This is a genomic window from Niallia sp. WK069_GA_01, from assembly GCF_983173855.1.
Genome location: NZ_OZ470138.1, coordinates 4,173,317 through 4,196,814 on the forward strand (window position 1 = coordinate 4,173,317; position 23,498 = coordinate 4,196,814).

Annotated in this window: 18 protein-coding genes; 6 read left to right on the forward strand and 12 right to left on the reverse strand. The window is 33.6% G+C overall.

The window, feature by feature from the left end; all coding sequences use genetic code 11:
• Window positions 1-149 precede the first annotated feature (149 nt).
• Together AC5LWL_RS19445 and AC5LWL_RS19450 are read right to left on the reverse strand one after the other, a co-directional pair.
• Entirely contained in the window at window positions 150-1,610 is a 1,461-nt protein-coding gene (locus tag AC5LWL_RS19445; protein ID WP_493435855.1) for an ATP-binding protein, read from the reverse strand.
• Window positions 1,611-1,898: 288 nt separating this feature from the next.
• Entirely contained in the window at window positions 1,899-3,122 is a 1,224-nt protein-coding gene (locus tag AC5LWL_RS19450; protein WP_493435856.1) for an MFS transporter, read from the reverse strand.
• Window positions 3,123-3,800: 678 nt separating this feature from the next.
• Between AC5LWL_RS19450 and AC5LWL_RS19455 the strand changes: the two genes are divergently transcribed.
• Window positions 3,801-4,898, forward strand: a complete 1,098-nt coding sequence (locus tag AC5LWL_RS19455) for an ABC transporter ATP-binding protein (protein WP_493435857.1) — start codon at window positions 3,801-3,803, stop codon at window positions 4,896-4,898.
• 205 nt (window positions 4,899-5,103) lie between these two features.
• On the opposite strand, the gene AC5LWL_RS19460 is transcribed toward AC5LWL_RS19455, so the two are convergent.
• Window positions 5,104-5,346 (reverse strand): hypothetical protein, encoded by a 243-nt coding sequence (locus AC5LWL_RS19460; RefSeq protein WP_493435858.1) that lies wholly within the window; start codon window positions 5,344-5,346, stop codon window positions 5,104-5,106.
• Between the two features lie 266 nt (window positions 5,347-5,612).
• On the opposite strand from AC5LWL_RS19460, the gene AC5LWL_RS19465 reads away from it, so the two are divergent.
• A complete protein-coding gene (locus AC5LWL_RS19465) occupies window positions 5,613-5,828 on the forward strand; it encodes an alpha/beta-type small acid-soluble spore protein (protein ID WP_493435859.1) in 216 nt (71 codons plus the stop codon).
• 72 nt (window positions 5,829-5,900) lie between these two features.
• On the opposite strand, the gene AC5LWL_RS19470 is transcribed toward AC5LWL_RS19465, so the two are convergent.
• From AC5LWL_RS19470 to AC5LWL_RS19480, 3 genes are all read right to left on the reverse strand, one after another.
• On the reverse strand, window positions 5,901-7,916 hold the full coding sequence (locus AC5LWL_RS19470; RefSeq protein ID WP_493435860.1) for an ABC transporter ATP-binding protein: 2,016 nt from the start codon (window positions 7,914-7,916) through the stop codon (window positions 5,901-5,903).
• Window positions 7,913-9,673, reverse strand: a complete 1,761-nt coding sequence (locus AC5LWL_RS19475) for an ABC transporter ATP-binding protein (protein WP_493435861.1) — start codon at window positions 9,671-9,673, stop codon at window positions 7,913-7,915. The genes AC5LWL_RS19470 and AC5LWL_RS19475 overlap by 4 nt, the downstream gene beginning before the upstream one ends.
• 467 nt (window positions 9,674-10,140) lie before the next feature.
• On the reverse strand, window positions 10,141-11,442 hold the full coding sequence (locus tag AC5LWL_RS19480; protein ID WP_493435862.1) for an MFS transporter: 1,302 nt from the start codon (window positions 11,440-11,442) through the stop codon (window positions 10,141-10,143).
• Between the two features lie 276 nt (window positions 11,443-11,718).
• Here AC5LWL_RS19480 and AC5LWL_RS19485 point away from each other — a divergent pair, with 276 nt between their 5' ends.
• Complete coding sequence (locus tag AC5LWL_RS19485; protein ID WP_493435863.1) at window positions 11,719-12,006, forward strand: hypothetical protein; 288 nt, start codon at window positions 11,719-11,721, stop codon at window positions 12,004-12,006.
• 200 nt (window positions 12,007-12,206) lie between these two features.
• Here the strand turns inward: AC5LWL_RS19485 and AC5LWL_RS19490 are convergent, their stop codons facing one another.
• The 5 genes from AC5LWL_RS19490 to AC5LWL_RS19510 form a co-directional block, all read right to left on the reverse strand.
• Window positions 12,207-12,668: a helix-turn-helix transcriptional regulator gene (locus tag AC5LWL_RS19490; RefSeq protein ID WP_493435864.1), complete on the reverse strand. Its 462-nt coding sequence runs from the start codon at window positions 12,666-12,668 to the stop codon at window positions 12,207-12,209.
• Window positions 12,669-12,959: 291 nt separating this feature from the next.
• Window positions 12,960-13,136: a FeoB-associated Cys-rich membrane protein gene (locus tag AC5LWL_RS19495; protein ID WP_493435865.1), complete on the reverse strand. Its 177-nt coding sequence runs from the start codon at window positions 13,134-13,136 to the stop codon at window positions 12,960-12,962.
• Between the two features lie 14 nt (window positions 13,137-13,150).
• Complete coding sequence (gene feoB, locus AC5LWL_RS19500; protein WP_493435866.1) at window positions 13,151-15,148, reverse strand: ferrous iron transport protein B; 1,998 nt, start codon at window positions 15,146-15,148, stop codon at window positions 13,151-13,153.
• Window positions 15,149-15,373, reverse strand: a complete 225-nt coding sequence (locus tag AC5LWL_RS19505) for a FeoA family protein (protein WP_493435867.1) — start codon at window positions 15,371-15,373, stop codon at window positions 15,149-15,151.
• Window positions 15,374-15,666: 293 nt separating this feature from the next.
• Window positions 15,667-16,968, reverse strand: coding sequence for a methyl-accepting chemotaxis protein (locus AC5LWL_RS19510; protein ID WP_493435868.1), 1,302 nt, complete (start codon window positions 16,966-16,968; stop codon window positions 15,667-15,669).
• Window positions 16,969-17,581: 613 nt separating this feature from the next.
• On the opposite strand from AC5LWL_RS19510, the gene AC5LWL_RS19515 reads away from it, so the two are divergent.
• The 3 genes from AC5LWL_RS19515 to AC5LWL_RS19525 all read left to right on the forward strand — a co-directional run bounded on the left by AC5LWL_RS19515 (window position 17,582) and on the right by AC5LWL_RS19525 (window position 22,235).
• On the forward strand, window positions 17,582-18,148 hold the full coding sequence (locus AC5LWL_RS19515) for a GNAT family N-acetyltransferase (protein WP_493435869.1): 567 nt from the start codon (window positions 17,582-17,584) through the stop codon (window positions 18,146-18,148).
• Window positions 18,149-18,504: 356 nt separating this feature from the next.
• Window positions 18,505-19,818: a hemolysin family protein gene (locus AC5LWL_RS19520; protein ID WP_493435870.1), complete on the forward strand. Its 1,314-nt coding sequence runs from the start codon at window positions 18,505-18,507 to the stop codon at window positions 19,816-19,818.
• A gap of 1,031 nt (window positions 19,819-20,849) precedes the next feature.
• Window positions 20,850-22,235, forward strand: a complete 1,386-nt coding sequence (locus AC5LWL_RS19525) for a hemolysin family protein (protein WP_493435871.1) — start codon at window positions 20,850-20,852, stop codon at window positions 22,233-22,235.
• A 285-nt stretch (window positions 22,236-22,520) separates the two neighbouring features.
• Here the strand turns inward: AC5LWL_RS19525 and AC5LWL_RS19530 are convergent, their stop codons facing one another.
• Complete coding sequence (locus tag AC5LWL_RS19530; RefSeq protein ID WP_493435872.1) at window positions 22,521-23,222, reverse strand: winged helix-turn-helix domain-containing protein; 702 nt, start codon at window positions 23,220-23,222, stop codon at window positions 22,521-22,523.
• Between the last annotated feature and the right edge of the window lie 276 nt (window positions 23,223-23,498).

A 23,498-nucleotide genomic window follows, 5' to 3' on the forward strand; every position in this document is an offset into this window, starting at 1 on the left:
AATTCCTCTGCCTTCATTGAGTTTATCCAGTCTCATAAATGGAGAAGATTAACGCTTTTACAAGTTACACGCAAGTTAATTTCCCTAACTCCATAAGGTTACCTAATAATAACTTTTATTTAACTTCCTAAGTAAAATGAACAGAATTTTCAAGCCCAAAAAGGTATATATTTCATATATCTTGGTGCTGTATCAGGATCTAGTAATTTTATTGTTCCGGCTTCAACCGCATCTCTAATTATTCGGGATGCAACAGAGTTATCTTTATCAGCTAATCCAAACCTCTGCCTCAGACTAGCATTTGTCATGTGTTCTCTAGTGACATATTTTAAACTTGCATGTAAGTAACATGCATGAATTTTCTCTTTACGTTCCATTTCTTTAAACGGTTTATATGCAAAAAGTGTTACACGAGTGTGGGAATCGGTTACTTCAATAAGTGGGGCTGGTAACTGATATAGTTCAGTTAAAGATACCACTTTATCAATTCCACTTCCCCTTTCTTCACATATGCCTACACGTCTTAAAAAAGACGCAAGCGTTTCATTTCTTGACCTAGGTGGGCTATCTAAAAAACGTTCAGTTTTTACAAGAGGTATACCGGGATTGGTTATCTCCATCCTATCTGAAAAAACCTCAATTGTTGGACCTGTACCTCTTAATGAAAAATCTTGATGAATAATAGCATTTGCAACCAATTCCCGTACCGCAAGCTCAGGGTACATAGGGACCTCCTTACGGAATGCTTTGCCTATAACTTCATTTCTCGGTAATAGGTTGTCAATAAAGCCTATTAATCCTTCGAATCCGGAGGCGTAGCCCTTTCCTCCTTCTTGTTCCCGTTGTGTTTCTATTCTATTCTTTCCTTTATAAATAATTACTCTAACTGATTTCCTTTTTAGGTTAGAGAATTGGGCTAAGTTCTTAGCAAATAAAATTGCTCCCAAATTGGTAATGTTCCATTCTCCTGAGTCCCCTCGAACAATCATTTGATCTTCAACTAATTGTTCCAAGATGTACTTTCTATTCTCTGGTAAAGGAATATCCAGTAATTCAAAATAAGAAGGATAGTCGAGATAAGATAAAACTTTATCTTCCGGAACGTTATCCATTGCTATTGCTTCTTCAAAGGGTTTCTGGCCAAATATTCGCCAAAGTTCCCTTTCTTTTTCTGGATAATCCTTTAGGGATTTTTTATAAGAACCTATTCGAATATATTCTTGTCCTTCAAATCGAACGGGTGTATGGTTTGCTCTTTCTATTTCCAGTATAACAACTCTTCCACTGTCATTATCCAATTCATAAAAAGCAAAGTTAATTCGAGGGTTTAAAAGCCTTAAAAGCCAACTTTCTAACTCTTCATTACCCTTTTTAGCCTCACCTGGTCTGAATTCAGTTCCGACAATATTGTGTGTTACATCTTCAATTCCCCAAACCATATATGCATAGTTTTTTCCAAATAAAGCAGCAGTATTACTTAAGGCGGAGATATATTGACCGATGATATTTGGCTCAACATTGTTATGTTTAAATTCTACCCATCCAGTTTCCGTTGGAAGTGACCTGAGCTCACTTAATAAACTAGTTAAATATTCTTCTGTCCTTATCATGACATTCACCTCTTTTACTTTATAGTCAATAATTATTTAGACTATCTATATGTAATGAATTATATCAATAAAAGACATTATAGACATAAGTTTTAAAATTTAGTTACTTTAAAAGCAATTGTATAAGAATCCAACTGTATACACCTTTTATAAAACAAACGCCCCCGTTTGTTTAAGTGAAACACTTTACAATCAGTCCTTTTTGTACTACTTTATTAAGGGATTTTGCTTCATTTGTTCCATAATCTAAAAAAGCTAGCTATTCAAGGCAGCTAGCTTAGAATTACATTACTCACTTTTGTATTGATTAGCAAATAAATATTTACGATTCGACATTCCTACTATTAAGGAAATTAGAAAAAAGATTGTAGCAACTAAAAAGGTAATTCTCACACCAAAATTTTCAGTAATCCAACCTAATGAAACAGAAGAGATACCAAAAGCAGCATAAATTAAGGTTCCTCGTGATGAGAATACTTTTGCAAGTAATTCCTTTCTTACACTTTTCTGTACGATAGATACTTCAGCTACTTCCCTTACCATCTGAGGTAATCCATAAAGCAATGAAATAGTTAGTGCAAACCATACATTAGAGAGTATGGCAAAAATTAATGTTAGTAAGGTTAAGAAAAAGGTAGACCACATAACATATTTCCCTAATTGTTTTTCTAACTTATCGGAGACTCTATATACTATTAAACCACCTAAAAACATACCAGCGAAGAAGAAGGCATTTATGACGCCCCACCAATACTCCTGTTTCTGAAGAACTTTCTCTACATAAACATAAAGAATTGCAGCAATCCAAACTCCATTAGCAAAAGTCTCTAATATATTCATTATACTAATCGTTCTTAGTTGTTTAGAGTGCCAAATAATAAGCCAACCTTCTCTTATAGATCCCCATTTAGAAATTGAAGTTTCTTTAATCGAATGATTGTTCTCTTTTATAAGAAATATTAAAATAGAAGAAACAATAAACAAAAATAAAGTTAACCAGAGAAGCCTACTTCCTCCCCATATCACTAAAAGTACGCTTCCTATAGGCCAAGCTATCAACTGAGTTATTTGATCAAGAATAGCTAGGAAACTATTTGCTTTTACAAGTTTATTCTCCTCTACTAAAACTGGAATTAATGCATTCCTTGCAGGTGTAGCACACCCATCTAGTAAAGAGATCATTGCAATAAGTATATATAAAATCATAAGATTTTCAATCTGAATCGATGGAATAAGTAAACAAAGAATTAAAAGTAACGCAGTTTTACCACTTTGTGAAAAAAATAAAATCCATTTAAGCTTATATTTATCAACAATAATTGGTGCAAGAAAACCACTAAATAATGCCGTTATGGTAATTACGAATGGTACAAGTGACATATAAGTAACAGAATTTGTAACTTTATATACAATTGTAGTTAAACTTACAGTATAAATAACATCACCTAGGTTAGCTAACATTTGTCCAAACCAAAGAAACCTAAATGACATCTCAATATTAAATTTTGACATAGGTACCCCTCACTTCTTATTCGTTTTTAAATGTATAAGAGTGGGGAATTCTACATTGGACTGCCTCCTGTCAAAATATTCTATATTTAAGTTAACATAAACACTTCTATTTATAAACCCCAATTGCACTAATCTGCCATGCTTCTTCCATATGCTAATTTTCATTTATTACAGAAATACTTCCGAATTTAAAATAGCAACCTGCATAATGGCTTATTAAAAATTTCTTCTCAAATGAAACAGCTCTTCCTTCTCTTCTTTAGACATTCCAATAAAAAACTTTTTAAGTAATCTTAGTTCCTTTTTTGGAAATATCCTCTCTAATACAGTTAATGCCACTGGGGTATGTTCAGTAAGTGAATTACTCTTCCGGAAACCATTCAATCTCACTAATAACTTTATCATTAAGTTGCTTTATATTTTCTTTCTGGTAAGCGAAACAGCCTCTTTTTTTGAAAGCTTTCAATTGTTCTCCATGCACTGTGTTTATAACGCTATTATTTCTTTTTTGTGTTTGGATAGAGCAGGAGAAAAAGAAATCTTCCTGATAGCTTTCCAAAATGTAAGCGCTTAGGCAATTTGCTTAATAACAGCGTATTTTTTTTATGCATTCCGCCAATTTGAAAACGCATTCAAAAATGTTACATTATACATATAAAAACAGAGGAGGAACAAAAAATGGCAGAATTAAAATTAGATAGCATTTATAAAATATATGACGAAAAAGTTACAGCGGTGAAAGACTTTAATTTACACATTCAGGATAAAGAATTTATTGTATTTGTTGGTCCTTCTGGGTGCGGAAAATCAACAACATTAAGAATGATTGCTGGGTTAGAAGATATTTCAAAAGGTGACTTTTATATTGATGATTTGCGTGTAAATGATGTTGCACCAAAGGATCGCGACATTGCCATGGTGTTCCAAAACTATGCCCTCTATCCACATATGACCGTATATGATAATATGGCATTCGGTTTGAAACTTCGAAAATTTCCGAAGGCAGAAATAGAAGAAAGAGTGCAAAATGCTGCTAAAATTTTGGGACTGGAAGATTATTTAAAAAGAAAACCGAAAGCGCTATCAGGCGGTCAACGCCAAAGGGTTGCCTTAGGTCGTGCTATTGTCCGCGATGCAAAAGTGTTCTTAATGGATGAGCCCTTATCTAACTTAGATGCCAAACTACGTGTTCAAATGCGTGCAGAAATATCCAAGCTGCACCAAAGACTGCAAACAACTACAATCTATGTAACACATGACCAAACTGAAGCAATGACAATGGCCACTAGACTTGTTGTTATGAAAGATGGCATTATCCAACAAGTTGGAGCACCAAAAGATGTATATGAAAAACCAGAAAATGTTTTTGTTGGTGGATTTATCGGTTCTCCAGCAATGAATTTCTTTGATGGAAAAATAGTAGGAGATAAACTTATTATCGGAGAATCCTCTTTTGCTATCCCTGAAGGAAAATTAAAAATAGTAAGAGAACAAGGCTACGTTGGCAAAGAAATAACTTTTGGAATTAGACCAGAAGATATCCATGATGAATTATTATTTTTATCAAGTTCTGAAAATACTACATTTAATGCAGTAGTAGATGTTTTTGAATTAACTGGAGCGGAAAGTTTGATCTATTCCACTCTTGCTGGTAAGGAATTTGTTGCTCGACTTGATTCTAGAGCAAGCTTATCGGCTGGAGCAGCTATTCAATTAGCATTTGACATGAATAAAGCACATTTCTTTGATAAAGAAACAGAAAGTAGAATTCGTTAATCACCCTTTAAATGCGGCTTCACAGCATAGCAGCTACTGACCATTGCTATGCTGTGAAGTTTTTTTTCTTGTTTAGAATGGTGGAATCGAGATACGAGGCTCGTGTGCGTTTTTACTATGGATAAAAGCGCGAGGCGTCTTGTTTAGCCCCGAAGAAAAGTGTTCTCCAGACTCCAGAAAGCTTATACTTTCTTACCTTAAAAAATTATTCCTCTACAAGCTCTATTCCTTCATATCCACACTCTTTGCATTGTACGAAATGGGGACATAGATGCTCTGCTAAATCATTATAACCATCTTCTAGTTTCATTTGATCGATTGGCATATACGCACTATAATCATCGTAATAGTCCATTATTCGTCCGTTGTCCTCTACGATTTGTTGACAGTTAGGGCATTGCTTATCTAGTTGTTTCCATCCATTACATACCGGGCAAATTGTCGTCATGTTTCACCTCTGCTTCTTTTCATTTCTTCATTATTTTTTGATAATAATAAAAATCTATTCTCCTTCATTTGAAATACATGGAAAGGAATAAATTCCCTTCAAAAAAAAGGGAATAGTAAAAAGAATTCCACCCATAATAATAGTACAAGCAACAAATTACATGATTAAATCATTGGGTTATGCCAAGTGGCAGTAAGATTTACTTATTTGTTGGTGCGAATCCAGCTAACCCAACCCTAAAAAATTTTATGAGGAGATGGAACATAATGAACAATACATCAAGTAGAGGCAATTCCTCAAATCAACTTGTAGTACCTGGAGTAGCACAAGCATTAGACCAAATGAAATATGAAATTGCAAGCGAGTTTGGTGTAAGCTTAGGAGCAGAAACAACTTCTCGCGCTAACGGTTCTGTTGGTGGAGAAATCACAAAACGCCTTGTACAAATGGCTGAGAAACAACTTGGCGGAACACAAGCTTAATTAAAAATTTTATATAATTGGCTAAAAGCCCCCAAAATTACTTTTGGGGGCTTTGCTTATACTCTCACTTCTTTATCCTACTAATGATGAGCCTTGCTGAAGCTGATACATTTGATAATATCTTCCTTTTTTCTTCATCAATTCATCATGATTTCCTTTTTCAACAATTGCTCCATGATCTAACACGATTATTTGATCTGCATTTCGAATCGTTGATAAGCGATGGGCAATAATAAAGGTTGTTCTGCCTTTTTTAAGCACTTCCATGGCTTTTTGAATAATCTGTTCTGTTTCTGTATCAATACTGCTAGTAGCTTCATCTAAAATCAAAATGGCTGGATCAAATGCTAAAGCACGCGCAAAAGAAATAAGCTGTCTTTGACCACTTGATAATGTACTGCCTTTTTCAATTACTGGTTCATCATAGCCCTGTTCTAAATTTTTCAGTACACGATCTGCTCCAACATCTTTTAATGCCTTTTCCATCTTTTCTTTTGAAATAGAAGCATCATGAAGAGTCACATTTGTTGCGATTGTTCCTTTAAAAAGAAATGGATCTTGCAACACGATTCCCATATGCTTTCGCAAATCCTGTCTAGACATTTCATTTATATTTTTTCCATCAATCATTATTTTTCCTGATTGAATATCATAAAAACGAAATAATAAATTCATAATGGAACTTTTTCCTGATCCTGTATGACCTACTAGCGCAACAGTCTCTCCATGCTTGGCTTCAAATGATATATCTTTTAGTACATAATCGTTATCTTTATAAGCAAAGTTAACATGGTCAAATATCACATTTCCTTTATAACGCTTCATCACAGCTTCTTCTACATCTATTCCTTCTTCTTCATCGAGCAGTTCAAATACTCGGTCAGCTGCTACAAGCGCCTGCTCTAAATTTGCCAACTGATTAACAATTCCCGTTACCGGCTGAAACAACCGATTAATATAATCAACAAATGCATAGAGAACACCTAAAGAGATAGCTGTGGAAACCGTTAATGACTGCCCTGCAACATACCAAATAAATGCAACAAAGATAATATTTCTTAATACATTGACAAGATTATGAGATGTTAAGCTATTCAAATTTAACAGCTTGTTTTGAAAACGAAAATGTTCCTCGTTTAATACTTCAAACTCTTCTTGTGTTTGTTTTTCTTTTCCAAACGCTTGTATGATATTCATTCCTTGAATCGATTCATTGACCATTCCATTAATGTCACTGTTTCGTGCTCTAATAACACGATTGTAACGAGCAGCGAATTTTCGATAACCTTTCATCCAAATAAATAATAAAGGAATTAAAATTAAACAAATGGCTGCAAGCTTTGCATTAAGAATAAATAACGCCACATAGATACCTATTATATAAATACCACTGGAAAAGAAGTTAGAAAGCACTGTTACATATAATTCTCTAATTGCTTCTGTATCATTTGTCACTCTCGCAACTACTTTTCCTGCAGGAAGATTATCAAAATACTTAATCGGCAGACGCTGAATCTGGGCAAATACATCTTCTCTCATTTTTTGAATAATGCGATTAGCTGATTTTTGCAGAAAGAAATGCTGGCCATATTGAAAGAACGCTGCTACAATGACTAACGCAAAATAAAATAGCATCAACTTGATAATAAATGGAATTTCCGGTTTGTAAAAAGAAAATACTTCTGCTCTTGATAAGCTTTCTCCTTCATATTTAGCCGCTTTTCCATCCTTGTTAATCGTTAGTTCTCCATCTTTAAACGTTCTTTCCCCATCAAAGGAAATATTGCCTTCTATAAAAATAAATTGTCTTCCTACTTGCATAATTCTTGCAGGTTTTACTTTTTCTTCTGCATTGGTCACATACTTTTCCTTTATATATAGCTTTCCGTTAAATGAAACCGCTTGATTAGCTGAGTTGGTTTCATACCAAACTGATTCAATGCCCATTATATGATCATCAATCACCTTTTTTGCAATAAATGGCCCTGCCAAATCTGCAATAACGGCTATGGTCAGCATAATGAGTGCTAATATAATAATATGTTTAAATGCTAAGGCATAATTTAATAATCGTTTTCCTGTACTCATGCCTGCACCTCCTGCTGTACAGATTGTGCTTTTGTTTGTTGAATTACATACTGCTCCTTATACCATCCATTATTCTTCATTAACTGCTCATGGGTTCCATGCTCTACTATTTTTCCATCTTCTAATACAATTATTTGATCCGCATGTTGAACAGCAGTCATTCTATGTGTCGTAATAATGGTTGTTTTTCCTTGTCGCTCACTTTTTATGCTTTGGATAATATTCTTTTCTGTTTTTGCATCTACTGCTGATAAAGAATCATCCAAAATTAATATTTCCGGGTTTCTTATAAGCGCTCTTGCAATGGAAATCCGTTGTTTTTGACCACCAGAAAGTGCTACTCCTTTTTCTCCAACAAGGGTATTTAATCCTTCTGGAAGCATTTCAAGATCTTGTTGGAATGAAGCTAACTTAATTGCTTCCTCCAGTTGTGCTTCTGTTGCATTTTTATGTCCAAACATAATATTTTCTTTTACTGTTCTAGAAAATAAAACATGATCCTGGGGAACATAGCCTATCCAGCTGCGTAGACGTTCTAATCGCTGCTCCTCAATGTCTACCCCATTAAAGCTGATTTCCCCTTCTCCTTTTGGATATTCTCTAAGCAATTGTTTAATCAAGGTTGTTTTCCCACTGCCAGTTTTACCAACGATGCCAATTGTTTCCCCTTGATTTATGGTAAAATCTATATCCTGCAAATTATTGGTTTTAGAAGATGGATACTGAAATGCCACCGAATTAAACACAATATTCTCAGGTGTTTCCACCCCTTTGGTCACCACTGAATCATGGACATCTGCTTTATAATTCAATGTTTCTTGTACTCGATCTAAAGAGGCATTTCCTCTTTGCATGATATTCATCAGTTCTCCAACAGCAAACATTGGCCAGACAATCATGCCTAAGTACACATTAAAGGTCACAAGCTGCCCAATCGACACCACCTGCTGAAAAACTAAATAAGCGCCATATCCTAAACCAATTAAATAACTTAATCCAACTAGAATACGTATCGTTGGTTCGAATAAGGAATCAATTTTAGCAACAGAGATATTTTTATGATAAACATCTTCTGTTAACTGATGAAATTGTTTTTCATCCTCTTTCTCCAACACAAATGCACGAATAACACGAACACCTGCTATAGATTGCAAAACCGAGTCATTTAATTCTCCAAAAGCATCCTGCGCCTCTGTAAAACGTTTATGAATACGATCACCATATATCTTCATAATAAAAGCCATAATCGGAAGAGGCAATATCGCTGCTAAAGTAAGCTTCCAACTAATAGTTATGCACATAGTCACCAAAATAGTTAACATAAAAACAGTAGAATCAATTAATGTTAAAATTCCAAATCCTGCAGTAACGGAAATGGCCTTTAAATCATTTGTAGCTCGAGCCATTAAATCTCCGGTACGATTTTTCTCAAAAAAGGTAGGTGTCATTTTCAAAAGATGCCCCATAAAATTACTTCTCAGTTTTCTTTCTAAAAGAAAAGCACCGCCAAAAAGTTTATACATCCAAAAATAAGTAATACAATAGGTGCTTATCGTAATGCCTATAACAGCGAGGATATAATAAAGAGATTTTTTAGCTGTTAATGTTCCAACATCAATTTCATCAATAAACATTCCTAATAGCCGTGGTGGCATTACCTCAATTATCCCAACAAAAATAAGCAAAACCACTGCAATCGTATATCTTTTCCAATGTTCTTTAAAAAACCACTTTAATTTAAAAAGTATCGAAAACATGCCATCTGTCCTCTCCTATTTGTTCCATTCCTTTTTACTAGCCACTTTCTAAATCCTTTAAGTTTGTTCCATTTTGCTTCATGCATACAATCATGTCCCTCTTCCTCCTTCATAAGTTTTTATTTATAAGAAAAGCGTAGGTCGCTTTTTCTCAACAAATATATGGGGTTAGGCAGGGAATAAAAGACCCCCTGCCTAAAAAATTATTGCAGAAAAACAAAAAAAGAGACAGACCGCAACCATGCGATCTATCTCTTTTCAAGAACTGCATATGCTACATCTAAAATGCAGCCTATGCATAATTATTTATAAATGTATGGAAGGCTACAAGAATATTCAGTTGTATGCGTATTCATCATTATTACATTTTTCATGATAAACCCTCCATTTCTTTTAGATTAATTTTCCAATATAACTGAAGATTACCATGTTAGAATAATAAAGTCAATTGCAAATATTTCGACAAACTAATAATTCAATCGAACCTCTTTTTCATTTTCTACCATTTTTCTCCTATTATCCTCCTTTTCTTTAACTTTTGCTAATCGGGGCAATACAAAGCTATAATAAATTCCTACACTTAGAAAACATCCACCGACTAGCCAAAAGATAGCTTCCACTGAAAAAAACGTTGGAAAACCTATTGTAATAGCACCAAGTGTAATCGATTGTGAAAGCATCATTAGCGGACTAATCCACCCTTGCACCCTTCCGATCATTTGTGGCTCAATTATTGCAGGCATCCAACCGCCGATTGCAATGTTAAGCATTGGCAAAAAGAAGGCAATCAGAAAATTAATACCGAGAAACAAGATTATATTATTCACAAATGCTGCCATAATGGTAAAGAAAGCGATTAAAAAAATACTAGTAATAATTAATTGATACAATTTAACCTTCTGTGTTAAATAGGAAGAGACTACACTGCCAATTAAAACACCCGATCCAAAAACAATGCCAAAATAAATAGAAATTTGTTCATAATTTGAGGGCGCCAATTTGTATTTTAAAATAAATACTTGCATTACACTGTAACCACCATTTACAATGCCAAATGCAATAAAACCAATGATAAGAGATAACAATAATTTATTTTTATACATATATTCAAAACCTACCTTAAAATCTTTCCATACAATAGAAAGATTCAAATCCTTGATAGAATGGCTACCATTTGGATTTCGGATGCTTTGCTTAATTTTCATTGCTTTTATACATAGCCCACTTATAACAAGCGTAATGATATCAATGATAACTGCCCCATAAATCCCCAGGTACCAATAAATAAAGATTCCAAGTGCATTGCCGAATAACATGAAAACACTCTCTATTAGCTGATTTATTCCAGCAGCAGCAGTGAAATCATCTTTTTTTAAGATTCCTTGCAACAGTCCTTGCTCCGCTGGAAAGAAAAATTTCTGCACTGCACTTCTAATGAAAAGTACAAAAAAGATAAGTGGCATCCATCCTAAATAAATTGCAACTAATAACCCAACAGATAAACAAGCTGAAATCCAATCACAATAATAAGCAATCTTTTGCCTATCCAGCCGATCAGCGAAAACTCCTACAAGAAAAAACACGCTCAAGGTTGGCAAAGAATACATTAATTCTGTAATAGATGCATAAAAAGGCTGATTAGAAAATCGATCTAATACATAATACATAAAAGCAGTTAAGCCAATAACACTGCCCATTTTTGAAGTGACATTCGCATAAAATAATTTTGTAAATTGGCGATTATGAAATAGCCTGATAAATTGTCTCATTTTAATCCCTCATCTTGTATTTGATGAGATAATTTTATAATTATTTTTTTGGAAAATTAAGGTACGCTTGATGGGTTGTTATTCCGTCTAAAGTCTGAATTCATATAGGAAGTTAGACATATTTTCCGCAATTTAAGATAAAAATTGTTTACCAAAATGCATATTGGGTATTTGTGTTTTAAGAATAAAGTTAAATTCTACACATCTTAGCAATTAATTAATCTCTTTATATTTTTTTGAAAATAAATTAAAAGGAAAAAGGAGCGGTTACGAAAAATGGAGACATTCTCAAAGAAATTAACACTTCAAGAAAAATTTACAATGGATGATATTTTGTCCTTTTACGAAGCATCCAAAGAGTTTAACGGAAATTGCCAATTACTATGTAAAAAAAGTGTTATTGAAGCAACTAATCTCCCTAAACTGGTTTCTTTTTTCTTAACGGCGAATAAAAGACAAGCAGTACATATTAAATTAGAAGGGCAGCAAGTAAAAGCCTTTTGGAAACAATTTGTAAGTAAAAATAATTTATCATTCCAAAAAATTGCCTATATAGAAGACTAAAAAAACAATAGGTTATGGAATATACTCCATTTCTTAAAGCACCCCAATAAAAATACCAGTTCACTTAGGAGCTGGTATTTTTTATTGGAGTATCTGAAATTTCCGTTTTCTTCTCAATAGTTCTTAATCTGACTACTAACTTGATTCCTTCGAGAAGCATCCTATTTTTCTCGAATTGGCTTTTTTTTGTTTAAATAATTCTACTCTTCCAATTTTTTTGTTAATTCATGAAATCTTTCTGTTGATTCCTGTTCATCAAAGCTGCTGAAAATACGAAAATGATCTTCGTCTATAATTCTATAATGCTGACTAATGATGTTTTGTTGAAAAATAAATCCACTTCCTCTTTCTATTTCTCTCCACCATACTTTTCCGCCAAGCGTTTTTTCTTTTCGATAATCCATTCCATCACGAGCCACTGTTTCTAAAACTTCTAACGGTTCATTACCAAATAAAAAACGAACTGTTTCTGTTTCTCTAAAAAGAGCACATACCGCTACAACTGTTGACCATCCAGCGTTTAATCTACCTTTTTCAATTTGCACAAGTGTTTTCTTTGATAATCCAATAACTTCAGCCATTTTATCTTGAGTGTAGCCTGCTTCTGTACGAATCAATCTCATTTTTTCCGAAACATTAAATATGATCTCTTCTCTAGTCAAATGCATTCATTCCCTTATTCGTTATGTGTAATTTTACACCAATACTTTTATTATAAGCCTCTCTTATATAAATTTCAATTTTTAATCACAACTATTTTATTGGTGTAAAAACAACCATACATTTTCTTTATTCTCTCATTATATAGAAGAAAAGTACAAGTACTCCGTTCTTTTTAAAATAGGTGTACCTCCGATTTACCCGAAAAAAAAGCTGAGAAAAGGGATATAGAAAGAAGATCGCTCCCTTTCTTTATCCTTTTCTCAGCCTATTAAACTATTATTCACTACTGCTTATTTATTTGCAAAGCTTTCTGTTTCGTTTACACCACTGCAACAGCTTTTAGCTTCACAAGATTTACTGATAGAACAGCTTGCACATTTTCCCTGTTTTGACTTTTGTACAAAACGATAGAGAGCAAAACCGGCATATAGAAAAATCAGTCCACCAATTAATACATTTATAAACATGAATACATCTCCTCTTAAGATAACCCTAATAGTTTCCCACCTTGATAGATTAATAGTGCAATTACATATGCAATTGCTAATGAATAACCTACAGAAAAAGCAGACCATTTTTTAGAGCCTGTTTCCTTGTAAATAGTTGCCAATGTTGCTAGACAAGGAATATAAAGTAAAATAAAGACCATAAAACTATACGATGCTAATGGTGTAAACACATCACTCATTAAATGCTGCAAAGAATCTGTATCTGGTACGGCATAAATAATATTCATTGCAGAGACAACTGCCTCTTTTGCTAAAAAACCTGTAATTAAAGATGCTCCAGCCTGCCATGTTCCAAAACCGATTGGGATAAGTAAAGGCGCTAACACCTTTCCAATATAAGCTAAATAACTATCATCCATATCCACATTGACTCCACCTGGACCAATGTATGACAAAATCCAAATAACTACGGACCCAGCAAATATAAAGGTGCCTGCTTTTTTCAAAAACCCTTTTCCTTTATCCCATGTACTTTTCCATAAAATCTTTAAACTAGGCATTCTATATGGAGGAAGTTCAATAAAAAATAAAGACTTTTCTCCCTTTAGAACGGTTAAAGAAAGAATTTTTGCTAGAAGAAGTATAACCAAAATACTTAATACATAAATGGATAAAACAATTAATGCTCCTTGTTTGGCAAAAAAGGCACCAATAAATAATGCATAAACTGGGAATCGTGCAGAACATGACATAAATGGCAATAATAAGATCGTTAGTAATCTTTCTTTTTTTGTTTCTATCGTTCTTGCAGCCATTACCCCCGGAACGTTACAGCCAAGGCCAATAATCATTGGAATAAACGCCTTACCATTTAAACCTGCACTTTCCATAATCTTATCCATAACTAGGGCTACTCTTGACATATATCCTGAATCCTCTAAAAAAGATAAGAAAAAGAAAAGAATAAATATTTGTGGTACAAATACCAAGACTCCGCCTACTCCTGCAACAACTCCATTTATAACTAATGCGTGAATAAACGAAGAAGCATTAACTGCCGTTAAAAAATTAGAGATTGTATCCGTTAGAAAACCAGAGATAAAGCCATCCACTAGATCAGAAAGTGGTGAACCAAACCAATCGAACGTCAGCATAAATATTAAATACATCAGCAGAATAAAAATTGGCATTCCTAAGTATCTGTTTGTAACGATTCGATCCACCTTACCAGTAAATGTACTGCGATTTATTTCTTCAACTATTTCTACCTTTTGTAGTATTTGGTCTACAACTGCTTTTCTCGCTTCAAATACTAGTTGCTCCAATCCTTTTCCTGTCCTTTTTATCTCTAATTCCAGGTCATTTATAAAACCTTGAATCTCTTCTTCACCAATTAAAGAATGTAAATATTTATAAATGGTTGAATTTCCTTCTAACAGCTGCAATGTCAACCATCTAACAGAAATAACTGTTTTGTTTTCGAGTAATGTTTCCATTACTGCAATACTTTTTTCAATTACTTCTCCATATTTAACTTCAATTAGTGCACTGTTCTTATTCTGCTGTATGGCTGCTTCCGCAATATCTGTACAACCATGACCACTTCTTGCGCTGATTGGAATAATAGGAAATCCGATCATCTTCGCTAACTCTTCTGCTTTAATTTTTTTACCATAATCTGTTGCGACGTCCATCATATTTAAACCAATAATCATCGGTTTTCCATATTCAATTAGCTGAAGAGTTAAATGAAGATTCCTGCTTAATTGAGAAGCATCAATAATATTAACAATTTTTTCAACATGTCCTTGCAGCAAATAATCAGTTACAACTGCTTCATCCGCAGACAATGGATTAAGTGAATAAACGCCAGGTAAATCTACTAAATTTGCTTTTTTATTTTTAAACAACCCAATCTTTTTCTCAATGGTAACACCATTCCAGTTACCAACATATTCATAAGAACCTGTTAAATGATTAAATAAAGATGTTTTACCTGTATTTGGATTCCCTAATAATGCTACTTCCATTTATATTATCTCCACTTCTATATTTTGTACTTCCTTTCTTCTGATCCCTACTTTAGAGCCTTCATACTCTAAAATATAAGGACCACTGAATGGCATAATATTTTGAATTGAAACTACTGTACCTTCTGTAATACCAAAATCAAGCATTCTTCTTTTTACAAGTGAATTAACTTTAGACAAGTTCTTGATTTGTATTTTTTCTCCAATTTTTACCTTTCCAATCATTTTCCTTCCCCCTTAATGAGAATGATTATCTTTCTTCTTTAATATAGTTATATCAGGAAAAAGAAGACTCTACAATCGAATATCCGATCAAAATATGACAATTTTCTGAACTTTGCAACAATTTTCAAAAAATAACAAATATTTTGAATCCTAAATAAAAAATGGAAATATTATGATTTACAAACATATTATAGCGATGTTCAGGGATATTGCCCTTATCTAATTAAAATAGAAAAACTCCATAAATATACAAAAAAAGAAACAAGAGGCGCATCTCCCTCTCGTTTCTTCTGTCACAATGTATATTTTCGCAATAGTTCATTTAACTGCTCACTGCTTTTAATCATCGTCTCCGCAGTTGTTGTTACATTCGATATGGCCTTTATTTGCTCATCCGTAGAGGAAGACACTTCTTCCACCGCACCAGCAGCAGCTTCTGAAACTTCTGAAATATGGAATATAGACCCTAACATATGTTTGTTTTGTTCTACTACTTGTTTTAACTCTTCGCTTAAGTCATTCACTGCATTTATACTATCATTTACTGCAGAAGATATTGCAGAGAATTCATTTTCCGTTCCAATAACTGCTTTATTCAGCGCTTCGGATTGTGTTGTTGTTTCAAATAATGCCTGAACCGTTTTTTCCGTTTCTTTTTCAATACTGTAAATCATTTCTTGAATTTGCTTTGTCGCTATATTTGTCGCTTCAGCCAGCTTTCTAACTTCACTTGCAACTACTGAAAACCCTTTGCCATGTTCCCCTGCTCTTGCAGCCTCAATGCTCGCATTTAACGCAAGCAAGTTTGTCTGCTCAGAAATACTATTAATTGTCACCGTTATTTTAGAAATATCAAGAATTTTTGTATATAAATTAGAAATTCCAATGCTCACATGTTCTGTTGCATTTTTTGTTTGATCATTAGAAATCTTTAATTGTGTGATCATATCCTGCCCTTTTCTTGTTGCCAATTCAGAAAAATGTGTTGCCTCTTTAATCGTTTTATTTTTTTCATTCATTGTTTGAACAGATTGATTCAACTGTTCCATTTCTTGATTAACTTCTTCCAAATCTGATGCTTGTTCAACAGCTCCACGTGCCATTTCATTCATTGCTCTGCCTATTTCCTCTGAGCTTGCAGAGGTTTCTTCAAAAACAGCAGATAATTCTGAAGACGATTCCAACATCGTTTTGCTAATGAATTGTGTCTTTGTAAGCAAGTCCTGAAATTGTACTTTTATCTTGTTAAAAGCTAAACTAAGTTGCCCAATTTCATCTTTAGATTGATACATCCATTTTGAAGTCAAATCCCCTTTAGCTATTTGTAAAAATAAATTACTTACCTGTTGAAGTTTATTAAATCTTTTCTTCATATATAAGTAAAAAATAGTTCCATTTATAAGAATAAGGGCAATTGTCGTCACCAAGCTAATACCTGCTATCCCACCTAAATCTCCAAAGTCATTTACATTCGTTTTAAATAAGGATGATTTAGCAGCATAATAAGCAATTCCTCCACTGATAATAGACGCAAAGATGGTAAAGAGAGTAATAATGACAATCATTTTATAAAACAAGCTATCTTTTTTCCTCATTTTAAACGATCTCCCTTCTAATAATGCTTAACCTCAAGTTTGTCAACATATGAACTGGCGATCGATATACATTACTCGCTTCGTGTCATTTTTGAACATCACTTACTTTTTATTAAAATCTGCTTCTTTTCATGTGCCATGGTGCGAATCTCTATTAGCATGGATGTCTACCTTAGTTTGTGTATCTCATTGGACCTTTACGGTATTAGAAGTAAGATAAACTCTGTTCATCTAAATAAACAATTCGGTAGAAATATCCTTTGCTAAAGCGCTATCAATATATTCCTTAACTAACCTTCCTTCTTGTTAGATATTCTTCCTTATTATTTTCGGTTTAAAATGAAATAATTTTAGTTTCATTTATAGTTTATTTCTTTTTTTCGTTTAGCTTCTGTCACATAATGTTCTTCTTTTCCAAATGCTTGTTCACAAAAGTATAAGTATCAAATTCGATGTCCACTAACTTGTGTTCCACAACTTTCTTATTCTCTATAATCCAGATTTATCCCTTTCGCATAAACTACATCAAATACAATTATCTGCTTCTAAATTATTTCATCCCCTTTACCCATTTCTATGGTATCTATTCTCTTCTAATGAAAGGACGTTATTTATGTTTCAATTAATTGTAGACAACACTATTAATTTGCGTTTACTGGAAATACATGAGGCAACAAGTGCTTTTCAGCTAATTGATCAAAATAGGATGTATTTAAAAGAATGGCTGCCTTGGGTGGATCAAATTATTTCTCCTTATCAATATCATTCTATTATTCCTCAATGGCATCAACAATTCATTGAAAACAACGGGTTTGAAGCAGGAATTTTTTTCAATGAAAAACTTGTTGGAATGATTTCACTGCAACAAGTAGATTGGAAGAATCGGCAGGCAAGCATTGGTTATTTTCTAGATGAAGCATCTCAAGGAAAAGGAATCATGCAAAAAACAGTTATTTCTGTTTTAAATTATGCCTTTTACTATTTACACTTAAATCGTATAGAAATACGCTGTGGTTTAAACAATAAAAAAAGCATGGCTATTCCAGAAAGATTACATTTTAAAAAAGAAGGAATTATAAGAGATGGCGAGTTTTTATATGATCATTTTCATGATTTAGCTTTGTATAGTATGCTTCTAAAAGAATGGAAAGAAAAACAAAAGCTTGTACATCATTCATAAAGCGCGGGGCTCCTTGAACAGCTCTGAAGAAAAATGTACTTTTGACTCGGAAAGTGCCTTTTACTTTCCGAGTCAAGGGCCATACTCACAAGAACTAGGAGCAGTCGTTCGTCTGACTTTAAAAAAACTCATGTTTTTTATAAAATTATCGATAATCGTTTTCGAAAACAAAAAAATAAGTTTAGAATGGTAAGAAAAGAGAAATAGGAACAATGTATGGAATGTGATTTTATGGTGCTAATAGGATTACACATTATTTCTTTTTATAAATAGGAAATAAGGAAGAACCCATCCTTCCATTATATTTTACCTGCTTTTGTTTATTAACATTACAAATGAATGGTGTTGAAAGAAAAATGATTCTAACAAATCTTTTACTCATATGTTTACTAATCGCTTTTTCTGCATTTTTTGTTGCTTCAGAATTCGCTATAGTAAGAGTAAGGCCTACACGAATTGAACAGTTGATTGCAGAGGGGAACGCAAATGCTATTACAGTCAAAAATATTCTTGTAAATATTGACGGTTATCTTTCAGCATGTCAGCTGGGAATAACCATCACTTCTCTTGGGCTAGGCTGGTTAGGAGAACCGACAGTATTAAAATTAATTCAGCCTCTTTTAACTAAAGTGGCCATTCCTCCAACCCTTGCTCCTATTATTGCTTTTATTCTATCCTTTTCTGTTATTACTTATATTAATGTTGTGGTCGGGGAACTTTTCCCAAAATCAATTGCCATTCAACAAACAGAGAAAGTAACATTAATTTTTGCTAAACCATTAAGATTATTTTATAGATGCATGTATCCTTTTATTTGGATTTTAAATCATGCTGCCAGGCTTGTTGCAAGATTATATGGTATTAAAAATCCAAGCGGAGGGGAACCGGCACATTCAGAGGAAGAGCTGCAATTAGTTCTTGCTGAAAGCTATAAAAGCGGGGAAATAACCACTTCCGAATTTCGATATGTTAATAAAATTTTTGAATTTGACAACCGTGTTGCCAATGAAATAATGGTTCCACGAACAGAGATGGTTACATTAACAGAAGAGCTAACAATTGATGAAGTATTGCAGATCGTTCAAAATCAGCGATACAGTCGATATCCCATCACTAAAAATGATGATAAAGATAATATTATTGGTTTTGTACATATAAAACAGCTTTTAACAGATTGCATTAGAAATAAATCTATTGATGAAAAGCCATTAAAATCATATATTCAACCTGTTATTGATGTAATGGAGTTCATTCCTATTCAACTTATTTTACTGCGAATGCAAAAAGAGAATATTAACATGGCCATTCTTCATGATGAATTTGGAGGAACAGCTGGTCTTGTTACTGTTGAAGATATCTTAGAAGAAATAGTAGGAGAAATTCGTGATGAATATGATATCAACGAATTGCCCCATATTCAAAAAGTGAACGAGCATCATTATATTTTTGATTCTAAGCTTCTATTAGAGGATGTAAATCATATTCTTCCACTCCATTTAGAGCATGATGATATTCATACAATAGGAGGATGGCTTTTATCCGAATATCCTGAATTACAACAAGGTCAATCCATTTTATATAATCATTTTGAATTTAAAATTGCTAAAATGAAAAATCAACATGTTTGCAGCATAGAGGTTCGAGAAATCATTGCAAAGAATGCTAAATAACGAAAACCCTAATGCTTATAAAACAGTTGTGTTAACAAACTAATTATCTACCCTTTGCAATTGAGCAGATTTGTCAGAAACTTGCTTAGAAAAACGCCTATCCCTTCAATCAACAGGCAAGTTTAACAAAACGAGTAAAAAAAGGCTCTAAAATAAAGCTTTCTTTTTCATATTCAGTTGCTTTCAACATACAATATGAGAAAGAAAGCTTTTTAACAGGACTATTTCCTATGACTTTGTTGTTTTGAATAAAATGACAAAAAAAGTTGAAACACAGCCATACTTCTAAATAAAACAAGACCCCTCAGGAAAGCGAAGTGTATTCCGGCTGCGGACTTATTGAGAAAGCCAAAGCTTTTTTTCTCGGTAGACATCCATGCAAACAAATTGGCACCATGAACGATGAAAATAGCAGTTTAATTAAGTTCGGATTTGTTAAAGCAGAGAGCAGCCGAAATACACGAAGACTCCTATGGGATTTGCGGGACAGGCGAGACCCCGCAAGGAGCTTTAGCTCCGAGGAGGCTCGCCGCCCGCCCCATGGAAAGCGAAGTGTATTCCGGCTGCGGACTTATTGAGAAAGCCAAAACTTTTTTTCAAAGTAGACAAAGAAAAAAAAACACATAAAACATAATGACTGAATATTAAAAAAATACAAAGTTTGACTGTACAGTTTGCCTTAACGTATAATTATTGGTAATCATTTATGAAAGTTTGAGGTGGTATAATGGGGTTGTCTATGTAATAAATGAGAGTAAAAAACTTTCTATAAAACGATTAATTATTATACTAAACTCAAAACTAGTAAATACCTGAGCGTAAATAAAGTATAATGGGCGAAAAATCCAGCAATTCTAATCATAAAAAGCCTTATTATTAATCCGTTATATTGAAAGAAAAACATTTAAAAGCATTACACTTGCACGACCATACAGCTGCTTTGACCAATTAACTAACTGTATGTAAAAACTTAATAGATGTATTAATCAGGAGGTGACCCCTTACTCGTTCCCACGAGATAAGGAAACTTATTGGACATATTTAACTTGGTTTTTATAGCCATTTTGATTGCTTGTACTGCCTTTTTTGTAGCTTCAGAGTTTGCTATTATTAGAGTTCGCAGTTCAAAAATTGATCAATTTATAGAAGAAGGAAACAAAAGTGCAATCGCAGCTAAAAAAGTGATTAGTAATTTAGATGAATACTTATCTGCTTGTCAATTAGGTATTACCATTACAGCACTTGGCATTGGCTGGCTTGGAGAAGAAACCATTCAGCACATTATTAGACCTTTTCTTGAAATGATTTCTGTACCAGAAACGGCAATAAAAATCCTCTCATTCTCTTTAGCTTTTGCGATTATCACTTTTTTACATGTGGTAGTTGGAGAATTGGCACCTAAAACATTAGCAATACAAAAAGCAGAAACTATTGCTCTGTTAACCGCACGACCTTTAATTGGCTTCTATAAAATTTTGTATCCATTTATTTGGCTGCTAAATGGTTCTGCAAGAGTTATCGTAGGTGCATTTGGATTAAAACCTGTTTCAGAACATGAACTTGCTCATTCTGAAGAAGAGCTTCAAATTATCCTTTCTGAAAGTTACAAAAGTGGTGAAATTAACCAATCAGAGTTTAAGTATGTAAATAAAATATTTGAATTTGACAACCGAATTGCTAAAGAAATTATGGTTCCGCGAACGGAAATGATATCCCTTGAAAAAACAAGTACGCTAGAAGATTTATTAGAAGTGATTCACGAAGAGAAATTCACCAGATATCCTATTACGGATGGTGATAAGGATCATATTATCGGAATGATCAATGTGAAAGAGATCATGGCGGAATTGCTTAGAACAAGAGATTTAACTTCCAAAAAATTAGATCCTTATATAAGGCCTGTCATTAGAGTAATTGAGACTTTTCCTATTCAGGATCTTTTAGTTAAAATGCAAAAAGAAAGAATTCATATGGCCATTTTAATGGATGAATATGGTGGAACTTCAGGACTTGTAACAGTCGAAGATATTATCGAGGAAATCGTTGGTGAAATTCGAGATGAATTTGATATTGATGAGATCCCAAGTATTCAAAAAGTGAAGGAAGATCATTATATTATTGATGCAAAAGTTTTAATCACTCAAGTGAATAGCTTGTTGAATGTGGAAATGAACGAAGACAGCATTGATACTTTGGGTGGTTGGATTTTAACTTCTAATTTTGAAGCAACTGAAGGAGATACCATTACTTTTGAATCTTATTCTTTTAAAATCTTAGAGATGGAAGAACATCATATTAAATATATTGAAGTAACAAAAATTCCTGTATTATCATTAGAACAAAATGACGCTACAGAAATTCACCAGGTGCATAAGCCAGCTGTTTCTTCTGCATCTGAAGCTGAAATTGTTTCTTAACTAGAAAAAGGGAGTCTCCAAACTATTACTTTATAGTATTTGGAGGTTCTTTTTTATTTTGGCTACCCTGAGCTCTCTCAATGAGTCCGCAGCCTGCATACACTTCGCTTTCCTGCGGGGTCTCGTCTTTCTCGCATTCTCGCGGGAGTCTTCGTGTATGCTGACTGCTCCTTGCTTATATTTAAGAAAACTGCTTCTTTTTATGTGCCTTGTAAGCCCATGATGTAGTGTTAATAGCATTATGGTTTTTGTTATATGGTGATGTATGTTTTATGCTGTTTTCTATTACCCTTCTTTTTCTTCCCTCTCATCGAATTTATATCCTACACCCCAGATGGTGTGAATAAACGGCTGTTCTTTTGTGCCTATTTTATTCCTTAATCTTTTAATATGGACATCTACCGTTCGTTCATCTCCATAGAATTGATATCCCCATACTCGATCAAGTAATTGTTCCCTTGTAAAAACCTGTTTAGGATTACTAATTAAGAAATATAGCAAGTCAAATTCCTTTGGTGTTAAATTGGAAAGAAGTTGTCCATTGTATCGGACTTCTCTTGTTTCTTTACTGATTTTGAAATGCTCACTTGTCAAAAAATTTTGTTCGGTGGTATTCTTGAGATCCTTTTGATAACGGCGAGTTACCGCTTTTATTCGTGCCATTAATGTTAGTGGACTAAAGGGCTTTGTTACATAATCATCTGCCCCCATTTCAAGCCCTAAAACTTGATCTGATTCACTGTCTTTGGCGGTTAACATTATAATGGGAACCGAGCTTATCTCTCTTATTTTTCTGCAGATCGTTACCCCTTCCATCCCTGGGAGCATCCAATCAACAATTATAATATCCCACTCCTGGTTCTCCATAAAGTACTCTAAGGCTTCTTTCCCATTATGGATAAACTTCCCCTCATACTGTTCCTTTAGAAAAAACATTTCAAGCATGGAACATACACTTTCATTATCCTCGATAACAAGTATTTTCATCTTATTCATCCTCACTAAACTCTACCATTAGCCTTCCCTGAAAAGAGGCTTTGGCTCTCAAATAGTCCACACTTCGCTTTCCTGCAGGCTCATCTACGAGCCTCCCACGAAAGTCTTCATGTATTCTGGCTGCTCCCCTGTTCAACTAACAAAAAACTTAGGGAAACTGCTTCTTTTCAAGCGCCATGGTGCAAAATTTGTTGCATATTGTTCTTTATATCTTTATTATAGCAAAATTAATCAGTAAACTTTTATTGGATTTTCTCCATTATTCCC

What these genes read in the sequence shown, in the direction of transcription:
- AC5LWL_RS19445 (WP_493435855.1), bottom strand. Translation starts at nt 1,610, where the DNA reads ATGATAAGGACAGAAGAATATTTAACTAGTTTATTAAGTGAGCTCAGG.
- AC5LWL_RS19450 (WP_493435856.1), bottom strand. Translation starts at nt 3,122, where the DNA reads ATGTCAAAATTTAATATTGAGATGTCATTTAGGTTTCTTTGGTTTGGA.
- AC5LWL_RS19455 (WP_493435857.1), top strand. Translation starts at nt 3,801, where the DNA reads ATGGCAGAATTAAAATTAGATAGCATTTATAAAATATATGACGAAAAA.
- AC5LWL_RS19460 (WP_493435858.1), bottom strand. Translation starts at nt 5,346, where the DNA reads ATGACGACAATTTGCCCGGTATGTAATGGATGGAAACAACTAGATAAG.
- AC5LWL_RS19465 (WP_493435859.1), top strand. Translation starts at nt 5,613, where the DNA reads ATGAACAATACATCAAGTAGAGGCAATTCCTCAAATCAACTTGTAGTA.
- AC5LWL_RS19470 (WP_493435860.1), bottom strand. Translation starts at nt 7,916, where the DNA reads ATGAGTACAGGAAAACGATTATTAAATTATGCCTTAGCATTTAAACAT.
- AC5LWL_RS19475 (WP_493435861.1), bottom strand. Translation starts at nt 9,673, where the DNA reads ATGTTTTCGATACTTTTTAAATTAAAGTGGTTTTTTAAAGAACATTGG.
- AC5LWL_RS19480 (WP_493435862.1), bottom strand. Translation starts at nt 11,442, where the DNA reads ATGAGACAATTTATCAGGCTATTTCATAATCGCCAATTTACAAAATTA.
- AC5LWL_RS19485 (WP_493435863.1), top strand. Translation starts at nt 11,719, where the DNA reads ATGGAGACATTCTCAAAGAAATTAACACTTCAAGAAAAATTTACAATG.
- AC5LWL_RS19495 (WP_493435865.1), bottom strand. Translation starts at nt 13,136, where the DNA reads ATGTTTATAAATGTATTAATTGGTGGACTGATTTTTCTATATGCCGGT.
- feoB (WP_493435866.1), bottom strand. Translation starts at nt 15,148, where the DNA reads ATGGAAGTAGCATTATTAGGGAATCCAAATACAGGTAAAACATCTTTA.
- AC5LWL_RS19505 (WP_493435867.1), bottom strand. Translation starts at nt 15,373, where the DNA reads ATGATTGGAAAGGTAAAAATTGGAGAAAAAATACAAATCAAGAACTTG.
- AC5LWL_RS19510 (WP_493435868.1), bottom strand. Translation starts at nt 16,968, where the DNA reads ATGAGGAAAAAAGATAGCTTGTTTTATAAAATGATTGTCATTATTACT.
- AC5LWL_RS19515 (WP_493435869.1), top strand. Translation starts at nt 17,582, where the DNA reads ATGTTTCAATTAATTGTAGACAACACTATTAATTTGCGTTTACTGGAA.
- AC5LWL_RS19520 (WP_493435870.1), top strand. Translation starts at nt 18,505, where the DNA reads ATGATTCTAACAAATCTTTTACTCATATGTTTACTAATCGCTTTTTCT.
- AC5LWL_RS19530 (WP_493435872.1), bottom strand. Translation starts at nt 23,222, where the DNA reads ATGAAAATACTTGTTATCGAGGATAATGAAAGTGTATGTTCCATGCTT.